Source organism: Acidovorax sp. K2F (genome assembly GCF_025246485.1).
Taxonomy (GTDB): Bacteria; Pseudomonadota; Gammaproteobacteria; order Burkholderiales; family Burkholderiaceae_C; genus Acidovorax; species Acidovorax delafieldii.
Genome location: NZ_JAOBSQ010000049.1, coordinates 38,695 through 62,063, shown reverse-complemented (window position 1 = coordinate 62,063; position 23,369 = coordinate 38,695). Strand labels below are relative to the sequence as shown.

Sequence of the window (23,369 nt, the reverse complement as noted above, 5' to 3'; positions counted from 1 at the left end):
CTGGCGCTGCCAAGGCAGCCAGCCTTGGCAGCGCCAGGCGCCTTGCCGTGCATCCCGCCGCAGCCCTGGCGCACCCCCGATTTCCCGGATTCAGTGGACTAGTGTGCATTGCAGCATGTTTCATTTTGAGAATATCCAGCCAGGGGCCCCGGAAATCTAGGGTTGTCCCTAGGGATGGGGCGTGGGGCGCGGCAGAAGATGCGCGAGCGATGAGCGTGATCCCGATCCCCTCCGCGAGATCGTGAGCGCGCTCCTATCCAGCCAAAACCACTCCAGGAGACAGCCAGATGCAAGTCCAGTTCACGGTCAACGGGCGCGCTGCCAGTGTTGACGTCCCCCCCAATACCCTGCTTGTCCATGCGCTGCGAGAGCACCTGCTGCTCACTGGCACCCACGTGGGTTGCGACACCAGCCAGTGCGGGGCGTGTACGGTGCATGTGAACGGCCGGGCCGTCAAATCCTGCGCGATGCTGGCGGTGCAGGCCCAGGGGGCCGAGGTGACCACCATTGAAGGCATGGCCACCCCTGACGGCACCATGCACCCCATGCAGGCTGCGTTCAAGGAGTGCCATGGCCTGCAGTGCGGCTTCTGCACGCCGGGCATGGTGATGAGTGCGGTGGACCTGTGCAAGAACCATCCGAACGCCAGCGAAGGCGAGATCCGCGAGCTGCTCGAAGGCAACATCTGCCGCTGCACCGGCTACCAGAACATCGTGCGCGCAGTGCAGGTCGGCCAGAAGGCCATGGCCGGCGCCTGAGCGCGCCCGCCGTCCCCACGCCAGAACAATCCAAGGAGACAAGACCATGGGTGCATCCGACTTTTCCAAGCTGCCGCACATCGGCGAATCGCTCAAGCGCAAGGAAGACTACCGCTTCCTGACCGGCGCAGGCCAATACACCGACGACGTGGTGCTGGCCGCGCAGAGCCATGCGGTGTTCGTGCGCTCACCGCACGCCCACGCCAAGATCAACAGCATCAACATTGACGCTGCCAAGGCCGCGCCCGGCGTGCTGGGCGTGTTCACCGGTGCCGACGTGGCCGCCGACAACATCAACGGCCTGCCCTGCGGCTGGCTTATCACCAGCACTGACGGACAGCCCATGAAGGAGCCGCCACACCCCATCCTGGCGCAGGGCAAGGTGCGCTATGTGGGCGACCACGTGGCCATGGTGGTGGCGCTGACCCAGCAGCAGGCACGCGATGCGGCCGAGCTGGTGGAGGTGGACTACGACGTGCTGCCAGCCGTGGTGAATGTGGCCGACGCCGCGTCGGGCGCCGTGACCGGTGCGGCGCTGCACGACATCGCGCCTGACAACCACTGCTTCAAGTGGGCCATCGGCGACAAGGGCGCCGTGGACGCCGCATTTGCCAACGCTGCGCATGTCACCAAGCTCGACCTGATCAACAACCGCCTGATCCCCAACGCCATGGAGCCCCGTGCGGCCATCGGTAGCTACAACCGGGCGAGCGACGAATACACGCTGTACGTCAGCAACCAGAACCCGCACGTCGAGCGCTTGCTGATGACGGCCTTTGTGATGGGCCTGCCCGAGCACAAGGTGCGCGTGATTGCGCCCGATGTGGGTGGCGGCTTTGGCTCCAAGATATATCTCTACGCCGAAGACGTGTGCCTGACCTGGGCGTCCAAAAAGCTCAACCGCAACATCAAGTGGGTGGCCGACCGCAGCGAGGCGTTCTTGAGCGACGCCCACGGTCGCGACCACGTGAGCCACGCCGAGATGGCGTTGGACAAGGACGGCAAGTTCCTGGCGCTGCGTGTGCACACCCACGCCAACCTGGGCGCCTACCTCAGCACCTTTGCCAGCGCGGTGCCCACCATCCTGTACGCCACGCTGCTGGCGGGGCAGTACAGCACGCCGCAGGTGTATGTGGAGGTGGACTCGTGGTTCACCAACACCGCACCGGTGGACGCCTACCGGGGCGCAGGCCGCCCTGAGGCCACCTACCTGCTGGAGCGCCTGGTCACCCGCTGCGCGTGGGAGATGGGACTGCCGCAGGACGAGATCCGCCGCCGCAACTTCATCAAGGCCTTCCCGTACCAGACGCCAGTGGCGCTGCAGTACGACACCGGCGACTTCCAGGCCTGCATGGATGGGGCGAACAAGCTGGCCGACGTGACGGGCTTCGAGCAGCGCAAGGCCGCCAGCGCGGCCAAGGGGCTGCTGCGGGGCATTGGGTATTCGTCGTACATCGAGGCCTGCGGCATCGCGCCGTCCAACATCGCCGGCGCCCTGGGCGCACGCGCAGGGCTGTTCGAATGCGGCGAGGTGCGTGTGCACCCCACCGGCAGCGTGACGGTGTTCACCGGCTCGCACAGCCACGGTCAGGGGCATGAGACCACCTTTGCGCAAGTGGTGGCCGCGCGCCTGGGCATCCCGGTGGAGAACGTGGACATCGTGCACGGCGATACGGGCCGCGTGCCGTTCGGCATGGGCACGTATGGCTCACGCTCCATCAGCGTGGGCGGCGCGGCCATCATGAAGGCGCTGGACAAGATCGAGGCCAAGGCCAAAAAGATTGCTGCGCACCTGATGGAAGCGAGCGATGCCGACATCGACTTTGCGAATGGCGAATTCACGGTGCGTGGCACAGACAAGAAGATCCCGTTCGGCCAGGTGTCGCTGGCAGCCTATGTGCCGCACAACTACCCGCTGGACGTGCTGGAGCCGGGCCTGAACGAAACCGCGTTCTACGACCCGACCAACTTCACCTTCCCGGCAGGCACTTACATCTGCGAGGTCGAGGTGGACCCCGCCACCGGGCACACACGGGTGGACAAGTTCACGGCGGTGGACGACTTCGGCACCATCATCAACCCCATGATCGTGGAAGGGCAGGTGCATGGCGGACTGGTGCAGGGCATTGGCCAGGCGCTGCTGGAGAACTGCGTGTACGACCGCGAAACGGGCCAGCTGCTCACCGGCAGTTTCATGGACTACGCCATGCCACGCGCCGATGACTTCCCCGAGTTCAAACTGGGCCATGTGTGCACGCCCTGCACCCACAACCCGCTGGGCACCAAGGGCTGCGGCGAGGCCGGGGCCATTGGCTCGCCACCGGCGGTGATCAACGCCGTGCTGGATGCGCTGCGACACCTGGGTGTGAAGGACTTCGACATGCCCGCGTCGCCGCACCGCGTCTGGGAAGCGATTCAACACGCCAAGGCATAAGGAGATCCACCATGTACGCATTCACGTTTGAAGCGCCTTCCTCCACCGCCGCTGCCGCGCAGCTCATCGCCCAGGGCGGCAAACTGCTCGCGGGCGGGCAAAGCCTGCTGCCGTCCATGCGGCTGCGCCTGGCCAACCCTGAAAAGATCGTGGACCTGAACAGCATTGCCGAACTGGCGGGCATCCGCCGCGAGGGCAACGCGCTGGTCATCGGTGCCATGACGCGCCATGCCGACGTGGCATCCAGTGCGGATGTGAAATCCGCCATCCCTGCGCTGGCCGACCTGGCCGCCCACATTGGCGACCGCCAGGTGCGTGCACGCGGCACGCTGGGCGGCTCGGTGGCCAACAACGACCCTGCCGCCTGCTACCCCAGTGCGGTGCTGGGCCTGGGCGCCACGGTCATCACCAACCGCCGCGAGATCAAGGCCGACGATTTCTTTGTGGGCATGTACACCACGGCGCTGGAGGAGGGCGAGATCATCACCGCCATCCGCTTCCCGATCCCGAAACGCGCTGCGTACATGAAGTTCAAGCAGGCGGCTTCGCGCTTCTCGCTGGTGGGGGTGTTTGTGGCGCAAACCGACAGCGGCGTGCGCGTGGCCGTGACCGGTGCGGCCAGCAGCGTGTTCCGCCATGCGGGGCTGGAGGCGGCGCTCAACCAGACTTTCACCCCGCAGTCTGCTGCCAGCGTGAAGATCGACGCGAACGATCTGAACGCCGACATCCACGCCAGTGCCGCCTACCGCGCCAATCTCATCAGCGTGCAAACGCAGCGCGCTGTGCAGCAGATGCTGGGATGACGTGAAGGCAACCCCGCCACCGTGGTACGGCACCCGGTGGCGGGTCTTTGATTGAAATTGGCTGCAGGCGCTAGAGAAATATGCGCTGGCAGCTATGAATTGGATAGCAATGAACTCGTTGAACGCCGCGCCGGTTCCGGCTTCCATCGACGCCCTGGTGCAGGCCCTGCAAAGCGTGGGCTATTTTGCCGACCGTCGCCTGGCCACGGCGGTGTTTCTGGCGCTCAAGCTGCAGCGGCCTTTGTTGCTGGAGGGCGAGCCTGGCGTGGGGAAGACGGCGCTGGCCAAAGCCCTCTCGGAAGTGCTGTCGCGCAGCCTGATCCGCCTGCAGTGCTACGACGGTCTGGAGCAGCGCGAGGCCCTGTACGAATGGAACTATGCGGCCCAGCTCCTGCACATGCGGGCAGCGGAAGGGCAGGGCAGTGCCGACATGGCGCAGGTGGAGCGCGAGGTCTACCAAGACCGCTACCTCATCCGCCGCCCCTTGCTGCAGGCGCTGCAGGCACCAGCGCCGGGCGCCGTGCTGCTGATCGATGAGGTGGACCGCGCCGACGAGCCCTTTGAGGCCTTCCTGCTCGAATACCTGGGCGAGTACCAGGTCAGCATCCCCGAGATCGGCACGGTGCGCGCCACGGCCACACCGGTCACGCTGCTCACCAGCAACCGCACGCGCGATCTGCACGACGCCGTCAAGCGCCGCTGCCTGTACCACTGGCTGGACTACCCCGAGCGCGAGCGCGAGCTGGCCATCGTCCGCGCGCAGGTGCCCGGTGCCAGCGAGGCGCTGGCCTTGCAGGTGGCAGAGTTCGTGGGGCGGCTGCGCAGCCAGCCGTTTGCCAACGCCTTCCAGCGCGCGCCGGGCATTGCCGAGAGCGTGGAATGGGCCAAGGCGCTGGTGGCGCTCGACACCATCGTGGTGGACCCCGAGGTGGTGTCCGATACCGCAGGCATCCTGTTCAAGCAGCGGGAGGATGTGGCGGCGCTTACCCGCGACATGGCGGTGCAGTTGCTGCAACCCGCCGATGCCGATGCATGAGAACCGCCCGATGGCCGAGGGCGCGATGTTCTCCCAACTCGGCGATGCCCGCACCGGCAAGCTGGCCGACAACCTGAGCGGCTTTGGCCGCACGCTGCGCCGCGCTGGCGTGCGGGTGGATGCGGCCCGCATGGCGCTGGCCCAGCAGGCGGTGATGCTGGTGGGCCTGCAGCGCGAGGACTTCGGTGCTGCGCTGGAGGCCGTGCTGGTCAGCCGCGAGCAAGACCGTGTGGTGTTCCGCGAGCTGTTCGATGCCTACTTTCGCAATCCCAACGTCGCACAAAAGCTGCTGGCGCAGATGCTGCCCAGCGCAGAATCCAAGGCCGAGCCCGTTAAACGCCGCCCGCGCGTGAGCGAGGCACTGGCGCCCGTGCGTGCCGCGCGCAACGCACCGCCCACGCGCGAAGAAGACAAGATCGAATTCGATGCCGCCATGACGGCCAGTGACCTGCAGCGCCTGCGGCAGGCGGACTTCAACCAGCTCTCGGCCAGCGAATACATCCTGGTGGAGCGCCTGGCACGCGACGTGCCTTTGCCTTTGCCGCGCTTTGCGGCCCGCCGCACCCGGCCGGGTGTGCGCGGCAGCCGCCCGCACTGGCCCGGCGCCATGCACCATGCGGCGCGCAGTGGGGGCGAGGTGCTGCACATCCCCTTGCTGCAGCGCCGCCAGCAACCGCTGCCGCTGCTGGTGCTGGTGGACGTGTCGGGCTCGATGGAGCGCTACGCGCGTTTACTGCTGGCCTTCTTGCACGCCGCCACCGCGCCGCGCCACACCGGGGCTGCCGTGCGCCGGGACGTGTTTGCCTTTGGCACTGGCTTGACCGACCTCACGCCCGCCTTCCGCCTGGCCGACACCGACGCCATGCTGGAGACGGCCAGCCATGCCATCACCGACTTTGCGGGCGGCACCCGCATGGGCGACAGCCTGGGCCAGTTGCGCCTGCAGCATGCGCGGCGCCTGGTGGGGCGGCGCACGCTGGTGCTGCTGATCAGCGACGGGCTCGACACGGGCGCCCCCGAGGTGTTGGAGCGCGAGCTGGCCTGGCTGCGTCGCCACTGTGGCCGCCTGCTGTGGCTCAACCCGCTGTTGCGCTACGAGGGGTATGCCCCCACGGCGCGCGGTGCGTCGGCCCTGCACCGCCAGGCCCACGGCATGGTGGCCGTGCACAACCTGAGCCACCTGAAGGACCTGGCCGCCAGCCTGGCAAGCGTGTTGCGGCAATGAGGGCGCGGCCCCGTACCGCATCGAGCCCAGCCATGCAGCGGACCGATTGAATTCCCACAACATCCACACCCATTGCAGACCGAGAGGACCCACCATGGAAATGCAAGCCAGCCGAACCCTTGCCGTCAGCCAGCAACAGGCCTGGGAGGCGCTCAACGACCCCGAGGTGCTCAAGCTGTGCATTCCCGGCTGCGACAAGGTCGAGCCCACGGCCGAGAACCAGTATTCGGTGGCCATGGCGCTCAAGATCGGGCCCGTGTCGGCCAAGTTCGCCGGCAAGATCACGCTGTCCGACATCGTGCCGCCCGAGAGCTACAACATTGCCTTTGACGGCTCCGGCGGCGTGGCGGGCTTTGGCAAGGGCAATGCCCAGGTCAAGTTGGTGCCGTTGCCCCCCGATGCGGCGGGGCAGGCCAGCTGCGAGCTGCATTACACCGTGCATGCCTCGGTGGGCGGCAAGATCGCGCAGCTGGGCCAGCGCCTCATCGACGGCGCCGCCAAGAGCATGGCCGAAGACTTCTTCAAGCGGTTCGACGACGAGATGCAGCGCCGCTTTCCGCGCGCTGAAGCCCCCCCGGCAGATGCAGCAGCCAGTGCCGATGCCGTCACCCAGCCAGGCACCGTGGAAGGGGGGAGTGCCACCCAGGGTGGCGGTATCCCTGCGTGGACGTGGGGTGTTGGCGTGGCGGCCCTCGTACTGCTGGCCTGGTGGTTCAATCGGGGTTGAGTGCTATGGGTACCGGAAGGAAGTGAGTCATGGAAAATTTGGACGTCGTCGTGCTGCGCACGCTGCAGGGCTGGCGTGCCGCAGGGCGCCGTGCGCTGCTGGCCACGGTGGTGCGCACCTGGGGCTCGTCGCCCCGGCCGGTGGGCTCGATCATGGCGCTGTGCGAAGACGGCGCGGTGGTGGGTTCGGTGTCGGGCGGGTGCATTGAGGACGACCTGATCGACCGCCACACCCGCGCCTATGCCCAGGCGGGCGCTGCGGTAGACGGTGCCGAGCACCGCATCCCCTGCGGGCCGCCATCGTTTGTCAAATACGGTATCAGCGCCGACGAGGCCCACCGCTTTGGCCTGCCCTGTGGCGGCACGCTGGAGCTGCTGCTGGAATACGACCCTGATCCCGCGCGGCTGGCCGATTTGATTGCCCAGCTGGCCGCTGGGCGCCTGGTGCAGCGCACCGTGCGCCTGTCCGATGGCGCCGTGACCCTGGCGCCTACGCAGGCACCCGAGGATCTGAAGGTGGATGCACAGCAGCTCACCAACACCTTCGGGCCTGAGTACCGCATGCTGCTGATCGGGGCGGGGCAGCTCACCGAGTACCTGGCCACCATGGCCTTGTTTAACGGCTTTGCCGTGACGGTGTGCGACCCGCGCGAGGAGTACCGGGGCAGCTGGAGCGTGCCGGGTGCCACCGTGGTGAGCGACATGCCCGACGATGTGGTGCTGGCCTTCAAGCCCGACCGCCGCGCCTGCGTGGTGGCCCTCACGCACGACCCCAAGCTGGACGACCTGGCACTGCTGGAGGCTTTGAGCACCGAGGCGTTCTACGTGGGCGGTATCGGCTCGCGCCGCAACAACGAGGCGCGGCGCGCCCGCATGATCGAGCACTTTGACCAGACCGAAGCCAGTCTGCAGCGCCTGCGTGGGCCCATCGGCATCTACATCGGCAGCAAGACGCCGCCCGAAATTGCGGTGAGCGTGATGGCCGAGATCCTGGCCGTCAAGAACGGCGTGACCCTCCCGCGCGACATGGAGGTGGCCCAGGCCAAGAACGACCGCGAGCAGGCGCACAACGACCCCGGCGCCCTGGTGTGCGGAGTGCGGTAGCCACGCAGGCAGGTCAGTGCCGGGCTTTGGGTTCCTGCGCCTGCAGTTGCCGCTGCACGTGCCTGAGCAGCCCTTCGCAGGCGTCTTCCACCAGATCCAGCACCTCTTCAAACCCCTGGCTGCCGCCGTAGTACGGGTCAGGCACCACCGGGCTGTCGAATTGCAGACAGAACTCCGTCATGCGCCGCAGCTTGTGCGCGTGTGCGGGCGGGCATTGGTCCTGCGCCAGGGCCAGGTTGTCCCAGTCCATGGCCAGGATCAGGTCGTATCGGACAAAGTCTGCATCAATGAGTTGCCGGGCCCGCAGGTCTGACAGGTCATAACCGCGCTGCGCCGCGTGGCGCTGGGTGCGGGTGTCGGGCGGCTCGCCGGGGTGGTAGTTGTGCGTGCCTGCCGAGTCCACCACCACGCTGTGCGCCAGGCCGCGGTGGATGATCTTGTGGCGGAACACGCCGTGGGCGGTGGGGCTACGGCAGATGTTGCCCATGCACACGAAGAGAATCGCGTAGCGAGACATGGTGGCGTGCGTTCAGGCCTCGATCACCACCGGGCCGCCCTTGGCGATGCCCCGTTGGTAGGCCGGGCGTGCATGCATGCGTTCCAGATAGGCCTGCAGGTGCGGGCAGCGGCTTGCGTCGTTGGCGCGTGACATCAGCGCCTCCACCGCAAAGCTCATCTGAAAGTCCGCCATGGTCAGGTGCTCCCCCGCAAACCAGCGGTGGGTGCCCAGGTGCTCTTCAATGAACGCCAGCGCCGTGTCCACGTTGGGGTCGATGAGCTTTTGCTGCACCGTGCCGCACAGGGCGCGTGCAATGGGCTTCACGAAGAACGGCATGGGCTGGGTAGGGATGGTCTTGAACACCAGCTTCATCACCAGCCAGTTCATCAGCGAGCCCTCGGCGTAGTGCATCCAGAAGCGGCACTGGCGGTGCTCGGCGGTGCGGGGTGCTGGCTGCAGGTGGGCCAGGTCGCCCCGGGCTTGCTCGCCATAGGTTTCCACCAGGTATTCGATGATGGCGCCCGACTCGGCAATCACTTCGTCGCCATCGGTGATGACTGGCGACTTGCCCAGGGGGTGAATGGCCTTGAGCGCAGGCGGGGCCAGCTTGGTGGCCTTGTCGCGTGGGTAGATCTTGAGCTCGTAGGGCACACCCAGCTCTTCCAGCAGCCAGAGAATGCGTTGCGAGCGCGAGGTTTCGAGGTGGTGCAGGGTGATCATGGTCGCCATCTTATTGAAGAGTGGGCCGAATGCACCCTGGTGCAGCCCTTGTTTTGCGCGGGTGCCGTCTGGCTCAGGCCGTACGGCGGCGCTGCTGGCCGATGGAGCGTTGCATCCATTGCACATACAGATCCACCGAAATCAGCACGGCCATGGCAAATGCGCAGGCGGCCACAATGGGGCCGAGGCCCAGCGAGCTGACCAGCCCGACGCCCTGCACGGTGGCATAACGGTTGGGGGTGGTGCAGATGAATTCGGCAGCATCCATGCCGGTGTAGTGCATCGCGCACACGGCGGTGGCCATCAGCAGGGCGGCCCCCACGCGGCTGCCCAGGCGGCGGGTGTTGAAGGCCAGCCACAGGGCGGCCGTGCCTGCTGCCACCGCAATCAGCACCGACAGCGCCACGGTGCGCAGGTCCCAGTGGATGTAGCCGCCAATCTTCATGCCGTACATGCCCAGGTAGTGCATGCCCGCCACACCCAGGCCCAGCAGCAGTCCTGCGCCCAGAATCCGTGTCAGTTCCCGGGGTGCCTTGGACACCACAATGAGTGCAGCCGAGGTGCAGGCCACGGCCGCCAGCAGAGACACCGCGCTTTCAACGATGCCGTAGCTGCTGGCCACATCCAGCCGCAGCGCCACCATGCCCACAAAGTGCATGGACCACACCCCAATGCCGCCCAGCGCCACGCCGGCCGTCAAAGTCGCTGCGCGGTTGAGCGATCCGTCCTTGTGGCGGATGCGGCGTGTGACCATTAGTGCGATCAATGAACCAATGAACGCCAATGCGAACGAGATGGCGACAAGGTGGGGGCGGTATTCGGAAACGACGTTGGGGTCCATGGAGAGCTGCCTGAGACGGGGGTGGAGGAGAGCTTCACACCGCATCTGAGGCGATTGAAACCAATTGTTTCTATATTAGACCAATTGGTTATTTTTTGCTCTGAATGGTTATGTTTCAGAAATATGAGCCCACCCCGGCTTGTTCATGGGTCTTCACATTCGCCTTCCGGAGAAGGCGATGGGGTGGGTCAATCGCCCGCCATCGGGGCTCTCAAGGCAAGGGTGTTCAGCCAGCCAGGCTGCTGGCGTTGGATCAGAGCTGCAGCAGGAAAGCGCGCAGCATGCGCCAATGTTCCTGGCATGCCTCTGCGGCAGACTGGGCGGCTGCGTTTTCCAGCTGGCGGGCGCGCACACTCTGGGTCGGGTGGCCCAGGGTGAGCAGCACGGTGGCCAGGCTGTGTGCCAGGCGCCGCAGCGCCGGCCAGTCTTGCGCTGCGCTGGCCGCGTCACCTTGCCGCACGTCGGTAGGGAACTGCTGCAGGCAACTGGCGTGGTAGGCCTTGAACAGAAACTCGTCGCCCGCAAAGTGGGTGGCAATGGCCTTAGCCTCATCGTCGGCCGCTTCATCGGCAGGCGTGGCTGTTGTGACTGGCGCATTGGCAGGGGTATCCGCCACCAGCGCCAGCGCATCGGTTACACAGGCCTCCAGCTCTGCCACCGATGCAGGTTTGGACAGCATGCGCCACACCTTCATGGCCTGGAGTTGCTCGCGCACTGGCGGCGTCAGGCCCGCGCTGAATACCGCCACCGGAATTCGGCTTTCGTGCACAGGCTCTTGCAGCAGCCGCTGTACCAGGTCAATGCCGGACTCGCCCGGCAGCATGAGGTCCGTGATGATGAGTTCCACGCCCCCCGCATGCAGCGCCTGCATGGCGTCAGGCACGTTGGCGCAGGTCACCAGCTCGATGGGAAGTTCCTCGAGCGCCATCTGCACAAAGCGTGCGATGGAGCTGTCGTCTTCCACGAGCAGGACCTTGGGCCTGCTCATGCGGGTACCTGTGCCTGTGGAATGCACGCGGCCAGAGCGCTAGGTAACTCGGCCACCAGCCGGGGCTTGTGGATCACCTTCACACCCTGCAAGGCAAATGCATACGGCTCGCGCTGTTGCTCGTCGAGCGAGGTGACCACGATGAGGTGGCTGCGCGCAAATTGGGGGTGCGAGCGCAGCGTGGTGATCAGGGTGGCGCCGTCGATGCCTGGCAGCAGGATGTCCACGATCAGCACCTCGGGCTGAATCTGCCCATACAACGCAAGGCCGGTGATGCCATCGTTCGCCACCTGCAGCTGCACTCCTGGCAGGTGCTGCTGCACGATGAGGCCCACGAGGTTCTGGAAATGGATGGAGTCCTCGATCAGCAGGATTTGTGGTGCACGCCCTTTGGCTGGTCCCACCGGTGCGGCCAGGGGCGCGCGGGCGGCGACTGGAGCGCCGACGGCGGGTGCCTGGGCAGCGCCACCGGCGCCATGGGCGGTCATCCAGCGTTCCACCGATGCACGCGAGATGCGGCGGTGCCCGCCAGGGGTCTTCCAGGCCTCAAGTTCGTTGCGGTCCACCATCAGCTGGACCGACCGCACGGCCATGCCCAGCATCTTGGCGACTTCCAGCGTGGTGTAGTGGTCCGCCATGGCGTGCTCCGCGAGGGAATTGTCAGATTGCATAGATCACGCATTTTCTCCTAATTTTAATTTTTACTCGACTTGCATTTGATAAAAATGATTGATATGATTCAATCAATGGCAAGAAATCACGTTAAAACGTGTTTTTTTGTATTCCAAGCCTATTCCCGGCCCCACAAAGGCTACCGCCATGAAAAAGATCCTGATCGTCGAAGACCACATCGATATCCGCAAACTGCTCAAGATGACGCTGGAGTTTGATGACTTTGAGATCCACGAAGCCGCTACGGGCGATGCGGGCTGGCTGCTGGCCAGTGAGTTGCAGCCGGACATCGTGCTGCTGGATGTCATGATGCCGGGCACCCTTAACGGCCTGGATGTTTGCCGCCGCATCAAGTCCGACCCGGACATGCGCCACACCAAGGTGATCATGCTGACGGCCCGGGTGCAGTCGGACGACAGGGCGGCAGGCTTCGCGGCGGGAGCCGACGATTACCTGATGAAGCCCTTCAGCACTCTGCAGGTTCTGGAAACCATCTACCGCATGGAGGCAGCGCTGTGACCTCCGTGCCTCGACCCGGGCACGAACTGCTGGCGCAGCCCATCGATGCACGTTGCTTTGATGAGGCTGCTGCAGCTCAGATGGAGAGTTTTGTGCGCGACTTCGGGCGCATGTATCGAGAGCGGAATGAAGCCCTGCGCGAGGTCACCCGCGCGCACCACGCCGCACTGTTGCACCTGTCGGCTGCGGCCGACCTCAAGGACGATGACACCGGCGTACACATCGTGCGCATTGGATACCTGGCCGAGGCCCTGGCCCTGGCTCTGGGGCAGACGGTGGGCTACGCACGCATGCTGCGCAAGGCCGCGCCCATGCACGATATCGGCAAGATCGGCACCCCCGACAGCGTGCTCAAGAAGCCCGGCAAGCTCACCCCAGAAGAGCGCCAGACCATGAACTGCCACGCCGCGATGGGTGCCGAGATCCTGGGGCGTTCGCACATTCCAGTGTTTCGCATGGCGGCCGAGGTGGCGCTCACGCACCACGAGCGCTATGACGGCCAAGGCTACCCGGCGGGCCTGTCGGGCGAGGCGATTCCTTTGTCGGGCCGCATCACCGCCGTGGTGGATTTTTTTGACGCGCTGACCATGGATCGGGTGTACCGCCCCGCCTTCGCGGTCCCGGTGGCGCTGGAGATGCTGGCGGCCGAGCGCGGCCGTGCTTTCGACCCGGTGATCGTGGACACGTTTTTGGCGCATGCTGAAGCCATGGATGCGCTACGTTGCAAGATCACGCAGGAATGTCCCTCTTTTGATGCTCTGATCGACGCGCCCTGATCCCCTTTTTTCTGACCGCTCAGCGGCAGGCCACTGCGGGCACGGTGGTGTTATTGATCCAAGGATTCTCAATGATGATGACGATGATGCAGTGGCTGAAACCGTGGGCTTTGGCCGTCACCGGCGTGGCGCTGGCCGTGTGTGCGACCAGCGCGCTGGCGGGGCCTGTGGCCGAGCGGGTCCAGAGCCAGTCGGTGTTGCGTGTGTGTGTCTGGCCGGACTACTACGGCGTGACCTACAGGCACCCGCGTACACAGCAACTCGGGGGTATCGACATCGACCTGTCTGCCGAGCTGGCGCGCGACCTAAAGGCCAGGGTCGAATATGTGGACTCTTCTTTTCCCACCCTCATTGATGACCTGAACCAGGACCGTTGCGATGTGGCCATGTTTGCCATCGGCATGCTGCCCCAGCGGATGGAAAAGCTGGCTTTTACCCAGCCCTACATGCGCAGCGACATTTACGGCATCACCACTAAATCCAATACGGTCATCAAGCAGTGGGCCGACATTGACAAGCCGGGTGTGTTGGTGGGGGTGCAGGCAGGCACGTTCATGGAACCCATCATGGCCCAGCGCCTCAAGCAGGCCACGCTGGTGCGCATCCAGCTACCCACCACCCGCGAGCGCGAACTGACTGCCGGGCGCATTGACGTGTTCATGACCGACTATCCCTACAGCCGGCGCATGATGGACAACGCCGACTGGGCCCGGCTCATCGAGTCTCCCGAACCATTTTCGGTGCTGCCCTATGGCTATGCAGTCAAGCGCGGCGATGCCGCCTGGCTGGCTACGGTGGATGCCTTTGTGGCGCGCATCAAGGCCGACGGCCGCCTGCAGCGCGCGGCCTCTCAAAATGGCCTGAACGCCATCGTGGTGCGCTGATATGGCCGACCTCCAGGCGCTCCCTTCGGTCTGGACCAGGCTGCGCACGTGGGTGTCGCAGACCAGCCATCTGGTCCTCATCACCGGAGGGCTGTCGGCATTGGCGGCACTGGTGGCCGTCGGCGCGTTGGCCGTGAACGACTTTCGCACGGTGCGTACCAGCCACCAGAACCATGCCGCCATGCTGGCTCGGGTGCTGGAGGATCAGGCCACGCGCACCATGCAGACGGCCGAACTGGCGCTGGAGTCGCTGGCCACATCGCCAGCCCTCACGACGGTGGCCTCGGAACCCCGGCGTATGCAAGATGCCCTGGGCCAGGCGCTGGCGGCGCTTTCATTTCTTCGGGGGTTGGCCGTGGTGGACGCTGGTGGGCGAGTGGTCGCCAGCACCCAGCCCGGCGATGCCGAGAGTTTTGTGGACCTGGCCAAGCTCGGCCCTCTGGTGGCCGTGGGGCGGACGGTTCAGGGCGGCCTCACACCGGGCCGTAGCCTGCAAAGTGTGCGGCTGGGAGGCGCAGCGGCGGCGGCTCCTGCGGGTGTCGCTTTTATTCCTGTGATGCACGGCTACAAGAACGAAGCAGGGCAGGCGCTGGTGCTGGTGGCTTTGGTCAATCCCGACTCGCTGTCCAACTTTCAGCACCTGACGCTGGAGTCCGAGGTTTTTGACTCGGTGGTGACCTCGTACAGCGGCCAGGTGTTGGCCACTTCGGGGGCCGCAGCTGCTCTGGCAGGTACGCGGGTGAACAACATCCCCGTCTTCAGCCAGTTCCTGCCCCGGCAGGAGCACGCCACCTACCTGGGCGTGGGTGTGCTGGGCGAGCGGCAGATCGTCAGTTTTCGGGCCTCTGCCGCCATGCCGCTGGTGGTGGTGGTCGAGACCTCGTACCGAACAGCCGTGCAGAGCTGGCTGGCGGATGCCCGCGCGCTGATCGGTATTGGCCTGGCCCTGGTGGCCCTGGTGCTGGGCCTGACATTTGCCGTGTGGCGTGGCCTGCGCACCCGTGAGCGGGCGCGGCTGGCCATTGACGCTGCACAGGCCCGCATTGCCCGCAACGAGCGGGATCTGTCGGTGCTGATGCGCAGCGTGCAAGAGCTGATTTTTCGTACCGATGCGCAGGGCGTGATCACCTATGTGAATGCCCATTGGACTGTGATGACGGGCACGGCGCCTGACCGTGCCATTGGTAAACGTCTGCACGACCTGGTCGAGCCACAAAGCCGCAATGATGTGGCGCGTGCCATCGACCCCCGGTCGCCGGATGGAGTGCGGGTATGCCAGGTGGTGTCCCGCTCTGCCCAGGGCAAGGAGATGATGTTCCAGGTGGCAGTGGTGCCTCTGGTGGCTGCCGGGCGTGTGATTGGTTTTGCGGGCAGCGCGGTGGATGAAACCAAGCGCTGGATGGCCCAACAACAGCTACAAGCCCAAATTGCGTTTCAGGATCTGCTGCTGGAGACCAATCCGCTGCCCATCTCTGTGACTGACGCCCAGAACCGCTTTGTGCGCGTGAACAAGGCCTGGGAGGAATACAAACGCCGTACTCGCACCGCCGTGTTGGGCAAGGCCTTTGACGAGTGCCTGCCGCCAGACGAGGCAAACGTACATAAGTCGGCCAACAAGCAGCTGCTGCGCTGGGGGGGGCGAGCCCTGGTCGAGACCCAGGTGCGCCATGGCGACGGATCGCGCCGCGACACGCGCCTGGCCAAGGCAGCCATTGCCGATGAGCACGGCCAAGTCACCGGTGTGCTCACCATCCTGATGGATGTGAGCGAGTTCCGTGAGGCTGAGCGCGCCACCCGGGAGGCGCGTGACGCGGCCGAGGAGGCATCCCGCACCAAGTCGGAGTTTGTGGCCAACATGAGCCACGAGCTGCGCACGCCGCTGCAGTCCATTCTGGGCTATGCCGAACTGGGCATGCTGCGTGGTCGCGCGCAGCCCAAGCTGGCGGGCATGTTTGAAGACATCCATTCCGCTGGCCAGCGCATGTTGACGCTGGTGAACGACCTGCTAGATGTCTCCAAGCTGGAAAGCACGGTGGGCACATTCCACATGGAGCGCATCGACTTGCGCGGCGTGGTGCGCCCGGTGATCCGCGAGCTGGAGCCTTTGCTGGAACGCAGCCACCTGATGATTGATTTGCGCATGCCTGACCTTCCGCTGATGGCGAAGGCCGACCCGTTGCGGTTTCAGCAGGTGATCCGGAACGTGGTGGCCAACGCCATCAAGTTTTCGCCGCCTGGCAGCGCGATCACCCTGGAGGGCTACGCGGACCCGCAGGGCCAGACGCATCTGGTGGTACGGGATGAGGGCCCGGGCATCCCTCCTTCAGAGCTGCAGAGCATTTTTGAGGCCTTTGTGCAGTCCAGTAAGACCAAGGATGGATCTGGGGGCACGGGCCTGGGCCTTGCCATCTGCCGCAAGATCGTCGAGGCCATGGGCGGGCGGATCTTTGCCGAGAACGTTCCGGCCAGCGGTGCAGCGTTTCACATCATCCTGCCCGCCAGAGGCCACATGGAAACCATGCCGGCCCCGTTGCAATAAACGGCTGTATCGCCCAAAAAAAAAGCCCTCAGACGAGGGCTTTTTTGTGGGTGGCGGGGCGCCGCAGCGCCCCTAGAGGGCTAATCAGCCGCCCTTGCGCGAGCGCTTCCCAGGGTTCTTCTTGCTGCGCGTGGCGACACCACGCTCCAGGCTCACACGCTGACCACGGCCAGGGGTGTTCAGCGTCACGCCGGGCATTGGCTTGGGTTGGGGGGTGCGCTTGCGGTCTGCTTCGGTGACGATCTTGTTGCCCATGGTAGGTCTCTGAGAAAGTGGAGAAAGGGGCATATTAGGCCACAGCCGCAATCAGGGATGGCCAACAGGCCTTTCTGCCGCCCCCGCCAGAGGCGGCAGACGGAAGGTCAAGCTCCCTATTGCGCGACGAAACGCGCCCCGTACGAGGTCCCCTGGTCGGTGGACAGCGCCTCGGCGCAGTGGTGCGGCAGCACCCACCCCTGGGCAGGGTCCTCCACCGCGCGGGTGTGGATGGTGGGGGGCTGTGCCCGCACTCCGCCAAAGATGGTGGCAAACGCCACGTCGGCGGCATCTCGGCCGGTGCCAAACCGCAGCAGCCCCATGGGGATGGCCGTGCCCGAAGGGTCGAACAGATACCAGCGGTCGCCCAGATACACCTCCACGTAGGCATGAAAGTCCGGCGGGCCCAGCGCTGGGTCGGCACCGTAGTCGGTGCCCGTGGTGAAGCGGGCCGGAATGTTCACGGCGCGGCACAGTGCAATCATCAGGTGGGCGAAATCCCGGCACACCCCGACCTGTTCCACCAGCGTATCGACGGCCGAGGTGTTGGAGTTGGAGGTGTTGGACGTGAACGCCACATGCCGGTTCACCCAGTCACGGATAGCCTGCACGCGGCTGTGTCCTTGCCACAAGGCGCCGAACTCGTTCAGGGCCAGCCGCAGCAGGCGGTCAGATTGGCAATAGCGGCTGGGGTAGATGTAGCCCATCACATGCGGCGGCAGATGCCGCACGGGCACCTCGGCCAGTTGGGTGGGGTCGGCACGGTAGTGGCGTATGTCCACCGTAGCGCTGTAGGTCAGCTCCAGCATGCCGGGCTCGCCATGCAGCCGGAGATAGCGGTTACCCGTCGCAGGGTCTGTGTGGATCTGGTGGGGAATGTCCTGGCTGAGCACCAGGCGCTCGTTGTGGACGATCTGGTGGGGTGTTTGTGCGGCGTGGATGTTGAACACGAAATCGGCGCCGTAGCTGTCGATCTCGTAGCGCAGGTCAATCTGCAGGTCCATGCGAACACCACGCTGGCTGCCTGGGATTGCCTGCGCCAGGGGCGCGCCGGTATTCGCGGGCCATCGCGCAGGCTCGTTGGACGCGGTGGTAAGGCGGGGGGGGCTGGAGAGGAAGGCCATAGCAGCTCTCAGCGACGGGGTCTGCAGGCTGCGGGTTCGCCCAGTGTGTGGGACGGTGTCATCGGCGGCTCCGGGGTATGCGCCGCGCCGGGATATCTGGCAGGGCTGGGAATCTTCAGGATACGCCCCAGGGCATCGCCAGCGTGTAGTCCGATGGCCCGTGCACCACGGTGCGCGGGAGCGCGATCTCCCGCCAGCATCAGCAGGCGCTGGTCAGGTTGATCCGGTGACCGAGAGCTTCGCCAGCACCTGCACGTCGCCACTTCGGGGGGCTCGCAAGATCAGCGCATCGCCCGAGCTGGTGCTGTCGCGTGCCAGATCGGACTGCACAAACATGTGGCTGAACCACACCTCAAACCGGCCATTGCGTGCAGACGCTGCGGCCAGCGCCTGGCGCAATTCGCGCAGGTGGCTCTCACCCGTGGTCTCGGAGTAGCCCCTGGGCGAACCCAGAGCCGTCCACACCTGTGGTGCACCGAAAGCCAGGGTGGCACTGTCGATGCAACGGCACCAGGGGCTTGACAGCACCTTCTCCGGACGCAATTGCCGCGTCTGGAACCACTCGCCAATGCGCCGGGCCTGGGCCCGGCCTTCATCGTTCAGGTTGCGCTGGGTGCTGCAGTCGCCCAGGCGGAAACCCGGGGGATCGAAGGTGCCGGGGGCCAGCGCGTGGCGAAACAACGCCACCACTCCGCCCTGGCGCAGCAAGACCTCGGCACCCGCTTCCTGGGCTGCCCAGGTCTGCAGGGCTGTGAGGGCCAGTCCGCTACCCAGTGCGCCTGCCGCGCCCCTGCCCAGCAAGGTTCGCCGTGTGACGCGCGTACCTTGCGTCGCAGCCTGATCCCCGGCTGCTTCGGCATCAGGCAGCTGGCTGGAAGGCATAGCCATTGCCCGCTGCTGCTACGCGGCCAAACGCAGGGAAGGGGAAATGGAAGCCACCCAGCATGGCATTGCTGGTGGTGATGCGCTGGAACACCTCGCGGCGGACCTTTCGCGCAGCCTCTGCGTCCATGTCAAAGGTCACGGCCCAGTCGGGATTGCGCGCGAACAATGCGGGCACGTTGGTCAGGTCTGCCACATAGAAGAAGTTCTGACCTGCCGACTTCAACTCGAACAGCGTGTGACCCGGCGTATGGCCGTAGGCGGCCACCGACTGGATGCCTGGCGCAACCTCGGTGCCCGCTTCAAACCGCACCAGCGTATCGGCTGGCATGGTGGCGAAGGTGCGACGCACATTGTCAAACGCACCCTTCATGCCTGCGGGGGCGGCGGCCATGCGCGCGTCGTCCATCCAGAAGGCATGTTCGGCTGCAGGCACCATCACCTTGGCCTTCGGGAACACCAGCTCACCCGCCTTGTTGCGGATTCCATTGATGTGGTCGCCGTGGTAGTGGCTGACGAGCACGGTATCGATGTCGGAGGCCTGCATGCCAGCAGCGCGCAGGCTGTCCAGCAGCTTGCCGGTGGTTGCACCACCAAACTCGCCCAGGCCGGTATCGATCAGGATCTTGCGCGCGCCCGCCACCACCAGGAAGGGGGTGTACGGCACATCGATGTAGTCGGTGGGCAGGCCTTGCGATGCGAGCAGCGCACGCACTTCGGCCAGCGGTGCGTTCTTCACAAATTCTTCCCCCAAAGGGCGGCGAGTGATGCCATCGTTCAGTGCGATCACCTCCACGTCCCCCACCTTCATGCGACGGAAACCAGGGCTGGGCAAGGTGGGCGTGCCGAAATTGGGTGCGTTCTGCGCCCACACGGGCACGAACGAGCCCGCAGCGTAAACGGTGGTGGCCAGGCTTGCGCCCAGGAAGTGACGGCGTGACAGCATGAAACTCTCCAGTCTCGGGTTGAACTAATGAGTCGCAACTGTAACGCCGGGCCTTAGAAAGGCATGGCCTGGAGCACTAACCTGTTTGCAACGTGGGGCTTTTGGTCGCTAATTGGGGTTAACCCTTTGATCTGGTTGGGGGAGCCGGGTCGTGACGAGGAAGCTCATTCCACTTCGAAGGCTTCGCTCAACGCGGTGCAGAAGTCGCTGCTGCCGCTGAGGGTCAGGGTCAGCGTGGTGCGTGGTGGCGCGGCACTGCCGGTGGTCGTGTGCAGTTGCCCGGTCGCTTCATCAAAGGACAAAGTCAGCGGGCTCTGCACCTCTTGCACGCCATGCAGGTCGTAGTGCCAGGTGCCGCCGTCTTCCAGCGGTGCGCAGGCACCAGGCCAGTGTGCATGCGCCCAGGCCAGCACGGCGGCGATCTCGTTCTGCAAGGCAGGCAGTTGCGCCGGCAAGACGCTGGCCATGGCATCCAGGGTGCCGTTGCCGTCAGCGTCTTCGCTGTAGTCAAAGTCGAGGTAGTTCAGTGGCATGGTGAGAGCAGATGGTGAATGCGTCAGGGGGTGTTGCGTGATGGCTCAAGCCCAGGTCCGGCCCAGTGCCTGTGCGGCTTCTCCCAGCCGGGGCACCAGTTGCAGCGCCCGCGTCAGTGGCATGCGGGCCGCAGGTGCCTGCAGTGCCACGGCGCTGCGCACCTGCCGCCGTCCGCCCGCCATCACGGGCACAGCCACACATACGAGGCCGTCCACAAACTCCTCGGCGTCCGTGGCATAGCCTTGCCGCAGGATCTGCTCCAGTTCGCCCTCCAGCGCGGCGCGGTCGGTCAGAGTGGTGGCGGTGTGGCGGGTGAGGGGCAGACCGTCGAGGATGGCGGCCCGGCGTGCGGGCGACAGGTGGGCCAGAAACAGCTTGCCGCTGGCCGAGCAGTGGATGGGCACGCGGGTGCCGGGCCGTAGCTCCATGCGCAGCGGAAAGGCTGACTCCACCCGGTCCAGGTAGATCACTTCAGCGCCGCTCAACGCCGTGAGGTTGCAGCTTTCTCCAATGTCCGCCACCAGTTGCCGCAGCACAGCGTGGCGCACCCCATGCTGGGTGCCCGCGCTCAGCGTGCTTTCGGCCAGGCGCAGCAGACGTGGTGCGGGGGTGTAGCGCCGCCCGTCTGGCTCGCGCGCCAGCAGGCCACCAGCCTCCAGCTGGCCCAGCATGCGGTGCACGCTGGGCTTGGGCCAGCCGGTGGCCTCGATGGCATCGCCCAGGCTGAAGGGCTGGCCCTGGGCGCACATCGTTTCCAGCAGTTCAAACAAGCGCAGGCTGGGCGGTGTGTTGGTCATAAATCTCGGAATTCGAGACGAATTCATAAAACATTTCGGGATTATTCAGCATTGTGGCTAAGCTGCAAACCCAATTCACCGGGAGCTTCATGTCCGCCTTTTTCCAGAACGTAGTGCTCACCGGCGCCTGTGGCGGGCTGGGCCAGGCGCTGGCGCGCGAGCTGATCGGCCAGGGCGCCGCCGTGGCGCTGGTGGGCCTGAACCGGCCCGCGCTGGAAACGTTGGCCGCACTGGCGCCAGAGCGCTGTGCTGTCTATACGCCCGATGTGGCGGACGTTACCGCCATGCAGGCCATGGCCGCCGACTGGATGGGCCGCCGAGGGACGCCGGACCTCGTCATCGCCAATGCCGGGGTGGCCGGGGGTTTTGACTCCGCCCAGGCCGACGACCTGGCCGTGATGCGGCGCATGCTGGAGATCAACCTGCTGGGCGCCGCCACCACCTTCCAGCCCTTTGTGTCGGCCCTGCGCGCACAGCGGCGCGGCGCGCTGGTGGGGGTGGCCAGCATTGCGGGCTGGCGGGGCATGCCGGGCAATGGCGCGTACTGCGCCAGCAAGGGCGGGCTCATCCGTTACCTGGAGAGTCTGCGTGCCGAGCTGCGCGGCGATTCCATCGTGGTGAGCACGGTCAGCCCTGGCTACCTGCGCACCGCGCTCACGGCAGGCAACCGTTTTGCCATGCCCGGCCTGATGGAGCCCGAGGACGCCGCGCGTGCCCTGCTGGCCGCTGTGGCCCGGGGGCGCACCCACATCGTGCTGCCCGCGCGCATCGGTTGGCTGGCGCGCCTGTTGAACCTGTTGCCTGACGCTCTGCACGACCGGCTGCTGCTGGGCCAGCCGCGCAAGCCGCGCGTGGGCGAAGCGGGGGCCACCGCCATTCCGGGGTTGCCAGTGCGTGCCGACAAGAATATCGACACCTGAGAGAGAAAAAAGCGAATGACGACAACAACAACGATGACAGAGACAAGCCCTTCGACGCCGCTCGCGCAGGACATGCGCGGCCACATCGCCCTCATCGGCGCCGGCCCGAGCGGGCTGGCCGCGGCGCGCAATCTGCAGAAGCTGGGCGTGCCTTTCCAGGGCTTTGAAGCACACACCGATGTGGGTGGTTTGTGGAACATCGACAACCCGCGCAGCACGGTCTACGAATCGGCGCACCTGATCTCCAGCAAGCACACCACGGAGTTCACCGAGTTCCCCATGCGTCCCGAAGTGGCCGACTATCCGAGCCACCGGGACATGCGCCAGTATTTCTTCGACTTTGCAGAGCACTTTGGCCTGCGCCAGCATTTCTGGTTTGGCACGCGCGTGCTCCGGGTCGAACCGGTGGGGGAGGGCTCTGCGCCGCTATGGCGCGTGACTTGGACGCAGCACGGTGGGCCCGCGCAAACGGCAGAGTTCAAGGGCGTGGTGATTGCCAACGGCACGCTGGCCGAACCCAGCATGCCGCGCTTTGAGGGGCACTTTGACGGGGAGCTGCTGCACACCAGCGCCTACAAGAGCGCCGAGCTGTTCAAAGGCAAGCGCGTGCTGGTAGTGGGCGCGGGCAACTCGGGCTGCGACATTGCGGTGGATGCGGTGCACTACGCGCGCAGCGTGGACATCTCGGTGCGGCGCGGCTATTACTTCGTGCCCAAGTATGTGTTCGGCAAGCCTGCAGACACGCTGGGCGGCAAGTTCAAGATGCCGCCCTGGCTCAAGCAGAAGGTGGACAGCGTGGTGCTGCAATGGTTCACTGGCGACCCTGCGCGCTTTGGCCTGCCCAAGCCCGACTACAAGATGTACGAGTCACACCCGGTGGTCAACTCGCTGGTGCTGCACCACCTGGGTCATGGCGATATTCACGTCAAGCCCGACATCGTGCGTTTTGAAGGCCGTACGGTGCACTTCAAGGACGGCAGCGCGCAGGACTATGACCTGGTGCTCTGTGCCACGGGCTACAAGCTGCACTACCCCTTCATCGACCACAGTCTGCTCAACTGGCAGGGCATGGCGCCGCAGCTCTACCTCAACATTCTGTCGCCCCGGTTCGACAACCTGGCCGTGATGGGCATGATCGAGGCCAGTGGCATCGGCTGGCAGGGCCGCTATGAACAGGCGGAGCTGGTGGCGCGCTTTTTCAAGGCGCAGGCCGAGGGATCGCCGCGCGCCGAGGCGCTACGACAGGCCAAGGCCGGGCCGCCGCCCGATCTGTCGGGTGGCTTCAAGTACCTCCAGCTCGAACGCATGGCGTACTACGTGCACAAGGACACCTACCGCAACGCGGTGCGCGCTGCCGCCGCAGCCCTCGCCAGAAAGGACTGACGCC

At 65.5% G+C, this 23,369-nt stretch carries 24 protein-coding genes; 13 read left to right on the top strand and 11 right to left on the bottom strand.

All coding sequences use genetic code 11. The annotated features are described in order from the left end of the window. The first annotated feature begins 287 nt into the window (after window positions 1-287). The 7 genes from N4G42_RS18200 to N4G42_RS18170 all read left to right on the top strand — a co-directional run bounded on the left by N4G42_RS18200 (window position 288) and on the right by N4G42_RS18170 (window position 8,086). The gene (locus tag N4G42_RS18200; RefSeq protein ID WP_056748178.1) at window positions 288-758 is read left to right on the top strand and encodes a (2Fe-2S)-binding protein; all 471 of its coding nucleotides are present in this window, start codon (window positions 288-290) and stop codon (window positions 756-758) included. 46 nt (window positions 759-804) lie between these two features. After that, window positions 805-3,192: a xanthine dehydrogenase family protein molybdopterin-binding subunit gene (locus tag N4G42_RS18195; protein WP_260668176.1), complete on the top strand. Its 2,388-nt coding sequence runs from the start codon at window positions 805-807 to the stop codon at window positions 3,190-3,192. A gap of 11 nt (window positions 3,193-3,203) precedes the next feature. Then, a complete protein-coding gene (locus N4G42_RS18190; protein WP_192419975.1) occupies window positions 3,204-3,995 on the top strand; it encodes an FAD binding domain-containing protein in 792 nt (263 codons plus the stop codon). A 109-nt stretch (window positions 3,996-4,104) separates the two neighbouring features. Beyond that, on the top strand, window positions 4,105-5,031 hold the full coding sequence (locus N4G42_RS18185; RefSeq protein WP_260668175.1) for an AAA family ATPase: 927 nt from the start codon (window positions 4,105-4,107) through the stop codon (window positions 5,029-5,031). A 10-nt stretch (window positions 5,032-5,041) separates the two neighbouring features. Further along, window positions 5,042-6,256, top strand: coding sequence for a VWA domain-containing protein (locus tag N4G42_RS18180; protein WP_260668211.1), 1,215 nt, complete (start codon window positions 5,042-5,044; stop codon window positions 6,254-6,256). 94 nt (window positions 6,257-6,350) lie between these two features. After that, window positions 6,351-6,983 carry a CoxG family protein gene (locus tag N4G42_RS18175; RefSeq protein WP_108499703.1) on the top strand — a complete coding sequence of 211 codons (633 nt, stop codon included), beginning with the start codon at window positions 6,351-6,353 and terminating at the stop codon, window positions 6,981-6,983. Window positions 6,984-7,012: 29 nt separating this feature from the next. After that, a complete protein-coding gene (locus N4G42_RS18170) occupies window positions 7,013-8,086 on the top strand; it encodes an XdhC family protein (RefSeq protein WP_260668174.1) in 1,074 nt (357 codons plus the stop codon). 13 nt (window positions 8,087-8,099) lie between these two features. Here N4G42_RS18170 and N4G42_RS18165 read toward each other — a convergent pair whose 3' ends face one another. The 5 genes from N4G42_RS18165 to N4G42_RS18145 form a co-directional block, all read right to left on the bottom strand. Next, window positions 8,100-8,603, bottom strand: coding sequence for a low molecular weight protein-tyrosine-phosphatase (locus tag N4G42_RS18165; protein ID WP_260668173.1), 504 nt, complete (start codon window positions 8,601-8,603; stop codon window positions 8,100-8,102). Window positions 8,604-8,615: 12 nt separating this feature from the next. Then, the gene (locus N4G42_RS18160) at window positions 8,616-9,305 is read right to left on the bottom strand and encodes a glutathione S-transferase family protein (RefSeq protein WP_260668172.1); all 690 of its coding nucleotides are present in this window, start codon (window positions 9,303-9,305) and stop codon (window positions 8,616-8,618) included. A 73-nt stretch (window positions 9,306-9,378) separates the two neighbouring features. After that, window positions 9,379-10,146: an MHYT domain-containing protein gene (locus N4G42_RS18155; RefSeq protein ID WP_260668171.1), complete on the bottom strand. Its 768-nt coding sequence runs from the start codon at window positions 10,144-10,146 to the stop codon at window positions 9,379-9,381. A gap of 253 nt (window positions 10,147-10,399) precedes the next feature. After that, on the bottom strand, window positions 10,400-11,134 hold the full coding sequence (locus tag N4G42_RS18150; RefSeq protein ID WP_260668170.1) for a response regulator: 735 nt from the start codon (window positions 11,132-11,134) through the stop codon (window positions 10,400-10,402). Continuing rightward, window positions 11,131-11,805, bottom strand: a complete 675-nt coding sequence (locus N4G42_RS18145) for an excisionase family DNA-binding protein (protein WP_260668169.1) — start codon at window positions 11,803-11,805, stop codon at window positions 11,131-11,133. The genes N4G42_RS18150 and N4G42_RS18145 overlap by 4 nt, the downstream gene beginning before the upstream one ends. 148 nt (window positions 11,806-11,953) lie before the next feature. Between N4G42_RS18145 and N4G42_RS18140 the strand changes: the two genes are divergently transcribed. The 4 genes from N4G42_RS18140 to N4G42_RS18125 all read left to right on the top strand — a co-directional run bounded on the left by N4G42_RS18140 (window position 11,954) and on the right by N4G42_RS18125 (window position 16,524). Further along, entirely contained in the window at window positions 11,954-12,325 is a 372-nt protein-coding gene (locus tag N4G42_RS18140; RefSeq protein ID WP_056066973.1) for a response regulator transcription factor, read from the top strand. A gap of 80 nt (window positions 12,326-12,405) precedes the next feature. Next, complete coding sequence (locus tag N4G42_RS18135) at window positions 12,406-13,101, top strand: HD-GYP domain-containing protein (protein WP_260668210.1); 696 nt, start codon at window positions 12,406-12,408, stop codon at window positions 13,099-13,101. Between the two features lie 71 nt (window positions 13,102-13,172). Next, the gene (locus N4G42_RS18130) at window positions 13,173-13,985 is read left to right on the top strand and encodes an ABC transporter substrate-binding protein (protein WP_260668168.1); all 813 of its coding nucleotides are present in this window, start codon (window positions 13,173-13,175) and stop codon (window positions 13,983-13,985) included. A gap of 1 nt (window position 13,986) precedes the next feature. Beyond that, on the top strand, window positions 13,987-16,524 hold the full coding sequence (locus N4G42_RS18125) for an ATP-binding protein (RefSeq protein WP_260668167.1): 2,538 nt from the start codon (window positions 13,987-13,989) through the stop codon (window positions 16,522-16,524). 84 nt (window positions 16,525-16,608) lie between these two features. On the opposite strand, the gene N4G42_RS18120 is transcribed toward N4G42_RS18125, so the two are convergent. The 6 genes from N4G42_RS18120 to N4G42_RS18095 all read right to left on the bottom strand — a co-directional run bounded on the left by N4G42_RS18120 (window position 16,609) and on the right by N4G42_RS18095 (window position 21,062). After that, complete coding sequence (locus tag N4G42_RS18120) at window positions 16,609-16,779, bottom strand: hypothetical protein (protein ID WP_008902830.1); 171 nt, start codon at window positions 16,777-16,779, stop codon at window positions 16,609-16,611. A 116-nt stretch (window positions 16,780-16,895) separates the two neighbouring features. After that, window positions 16,896-17,783: a transglutaminase-like domain-containing protein gene (locus N4G42_RS18115; RefSeq protein ID WP_260668209.1), complete on the bottom strand. Its 888-nt coding sequence runs from the start codon at window positions 17,781-17,783 to the stop codon at window positions 16,896-16,898. Window positions 17,784-18,116: 333 nt separating this feature from the next. Beyond that, on the bottom strand, window positions 18,117-18,785 hold the full coding sequence (locus N4G42_RS18110; protein WP_099730887.1) for a histidine phosphatase family protein: 669 nt from the start codon (window positions 18,783-18,785) through the stop codon (window positions 18,117-18,119). Continuing rightward, window positions 18,763-19,731, bottom strand: a complete 969-nt coding sequence (locus tag N4G42_RS18105; RefSeq protein WP_108499713.1) for an MBL fold metallo-hydrolase — start codon at window positions 19,729-19,731, stop codon at window positions 18,763-18,765. The genes N4G42_RS18110 and N4G42_RS18105 overlap by 23 nt, the downstream gene beginning before the upstream one ends. A gap of 164 nt (window positions 19,732-19,895) precedes the next feature. Beyond that, window positions 19,896-20,264: a hypothetical protein gene (locus N4G42_RS18100; protein WP_108499714.1), complete on the bottom strand. Its 369-nt coding sequence runs from the start codon at window positions 20,262-20,264 to the stop codon at window positions 19,896-19,898. 45 nt (window positions 20,265-20,309) lie between these two features. Further along, window positions 20,310-21,062, bottom strand: a complete 753-nt coding sequence (locus tag N4G42_RS18095) for an IclR family transcriptional regulator (RefSeq protein WP_260668166.1) — start codon at window positions 21,060-21,062, stop codon at window positions 20,310-20,312. An 89-nt stretch (window positions 21,063-21,151) separates the two neighbouring features. Between N4G42_RS18095 and N4G42_RS18090 the strand changes: the two genes are divergently transcribed. Then, window positions 21,152-21,982 carry an SDR family oxidoreductase gene (locus N4G42_RS18090; RefSeq protein WP_108499716.1) on the top strand — a complete coding sequence of 277 codons (831 nt, stop codon included), beginning with the start codon at window positions 21,152-21,154 and terminating at the stop codon, window positions 21,980-21,982. Between the two features lie 33 nt (window positions 21,983-22,015). After that, window positions 22,016-23,365 (top strand): flavin-containing monooxygenase, encoded by a 1,350-nt coding sequence (locus N4G42_RS18085; RefSeq protein ID WP_260668165.1) that lies wholly within the window; start codon window positions 22,016-22,018, stop codon window positions 23,363-23,365. Window positions 23,366-23,369 lie beyond the last annotated feature (4 nt).

Coding starts and splice junctions, on each gene's coding strand:
- N4G42_RS18110 (WP_099730887.1), bottom strand. CDS start 18,785: ATGCCTTCCAGCCAGCTGCCTGATGCCGAAGCAGCCGGGGATCAGGCT.
- N4G42_RS18115 (WP_260668209.1), bottom strand. CDS start 17,783: ATGGACCTGCAGATTGACCTGCGCTACGAGATCGACAGCTACGGCGCC.
- N4G42_RS18090 (WP_108499716.1), top strand. CDS start 21,152: ATGTCCGCCTTTTTCCAGAACGTAGTGCTCACCGGCGCCTGTGGCGGG.
- N4G42_RS18145 (WP_260668169.1), bottom strand. CDS start 11,805: ATGCAATCTGACAATTCCCTCGCGGAGCACGCCATGGCGGACCACTAC.
- N4G42_RS18200 (WP_056748178.1), top strand. CDS start 288: ATGCAAGTCCAGTTCACGGTCAACGGGCGCGCTGCCAGTGTTGACGTC.
- N4G42_RS18120 (WP_008902830.1), bottom strand. CDS start 16,779: ATGGGCAACAAGATCGTCACCGAAGCAGACCGCAAGCGCACCCCCCAA.
- N4G42_RS18155 (WP_260668171.1), bottom strand. CDS start 10,146: ATGGACCCCAACGTCGTTTCCGAATACCGCCCCCACCTTGTCGCCATC.
- N4G42_RS18150 (WP_260668170.1), bottom strand. CDS start 11,134: ATGAGCAGGCCCAAGGTCCTGCTCGTGGAAGACGACAGCTCCATCGCA.
- N4G42_RS18185 (WP_260668175.1), top strand. CDS start 4,105: ATGAACTCGTTGAACGCCGCGCCGGTTCCGGCTTCCATCGACGCCCTG.
- N4G42_RS18180 (WP_260668211.1), top strand. CDS start 5,042: ATGGCCGAGGGCGCGATGTTCTCCCAACTCGGCGATGCCCGCACCGGC.
- N4G42_RS18160 (WP_260668172.1), bottom strand. CDS start 9,305: ATGATCACCCTGCACCACCTCGAAACCTCGCGCTCGCAACGCATTCTC.
- N4G42_RS18190 (WP_192419975.1), top strand. CDS start 3,204: ATGTACGCATTCACGTTTGAAGCGCCTTCCTCCACCGCCGCTGCCGCG.
- N4G42_RS18100 (WP_108499714.1), bottom strand. CDS start 20,264: ATGCCACTGAACTACCTCGACTTTGACTACAGCGAAGACGCTGACGGC.
- N4G42_RS18140 (WP_056066973.1), top strand. CDS start 11,954: ATGAAAAAGATCCTGATCGTCGAAGACCACATCGATATCCGCAAACTG.
- N4G42_RS18175 (WP_108499703.1), top strand. CDS start 6,351: ATGGAAATGCAAGCCAGCCGAACCCTTGCCGTCAGCCAGCAACAGGCC.
- N4G42_RS18085 (WP_260668165.1), top strand. CDS start 22,016: ATGACAGAGACAAGCCCTTCGACGCCGCTCGCGCAGGACATGCGCGGC.
- N4G42_RS18105 (WP_108499713.1), bottom strand. CDS start 19,731: ATGCTGTCACGCCGTCACTTCCTGGGCGCAAGCCTGGCCACCACCGTT.
- N4G42_RS18125 (WP_260668167.1), top strand. CDS start 13,987: ATGGCCGACCTCCAGGCGCTCCCTTCGGTCTGGACCAGGCTGCGCACG.
- N4G42_RS18130 (WP_260668168.1), top strand. CDS start 13,173: ATGATGATGACGATGATGCAGTGGCTGAAACCGTGGGCTTTGGCCGTC.
- N4G42_RS18135 (WP_260668210.1), top strand. CDS start 12,406: ATGGAGAGTTTTGTGCGCGACTTCGGGCGCATGTATCGAGAGCGGAAT.
- N4G42_RS18170 (WP_260668174.1), top strand. CDS start 7,013: ATGGAAAATTTGGACGTCGTCGTGCTGCGCACGCTGCAGGGCTGGCGT.
- N4G42_RS18095 (WP_260668166.1), bottom strand. CDS start 21,062: ATGACCAACACACCGCCCAGCCTGCGCTTGTTTGAACTGCTGGAAACG.
- N4G42_RS18165 (WP_260668173.1), bottom strand. CDS start 8,603: ATGTCTCGCTACGCGATTCTCTTCGTGTGCATGGGCAACATCTGCCGT.
- N4G42_RS18195 (WP_260668176.1), top strand. CDS start 805: ATGGGTGCATCCGACTTTTCCAAGCTGCCGCACATCGGCGAATCGCTC.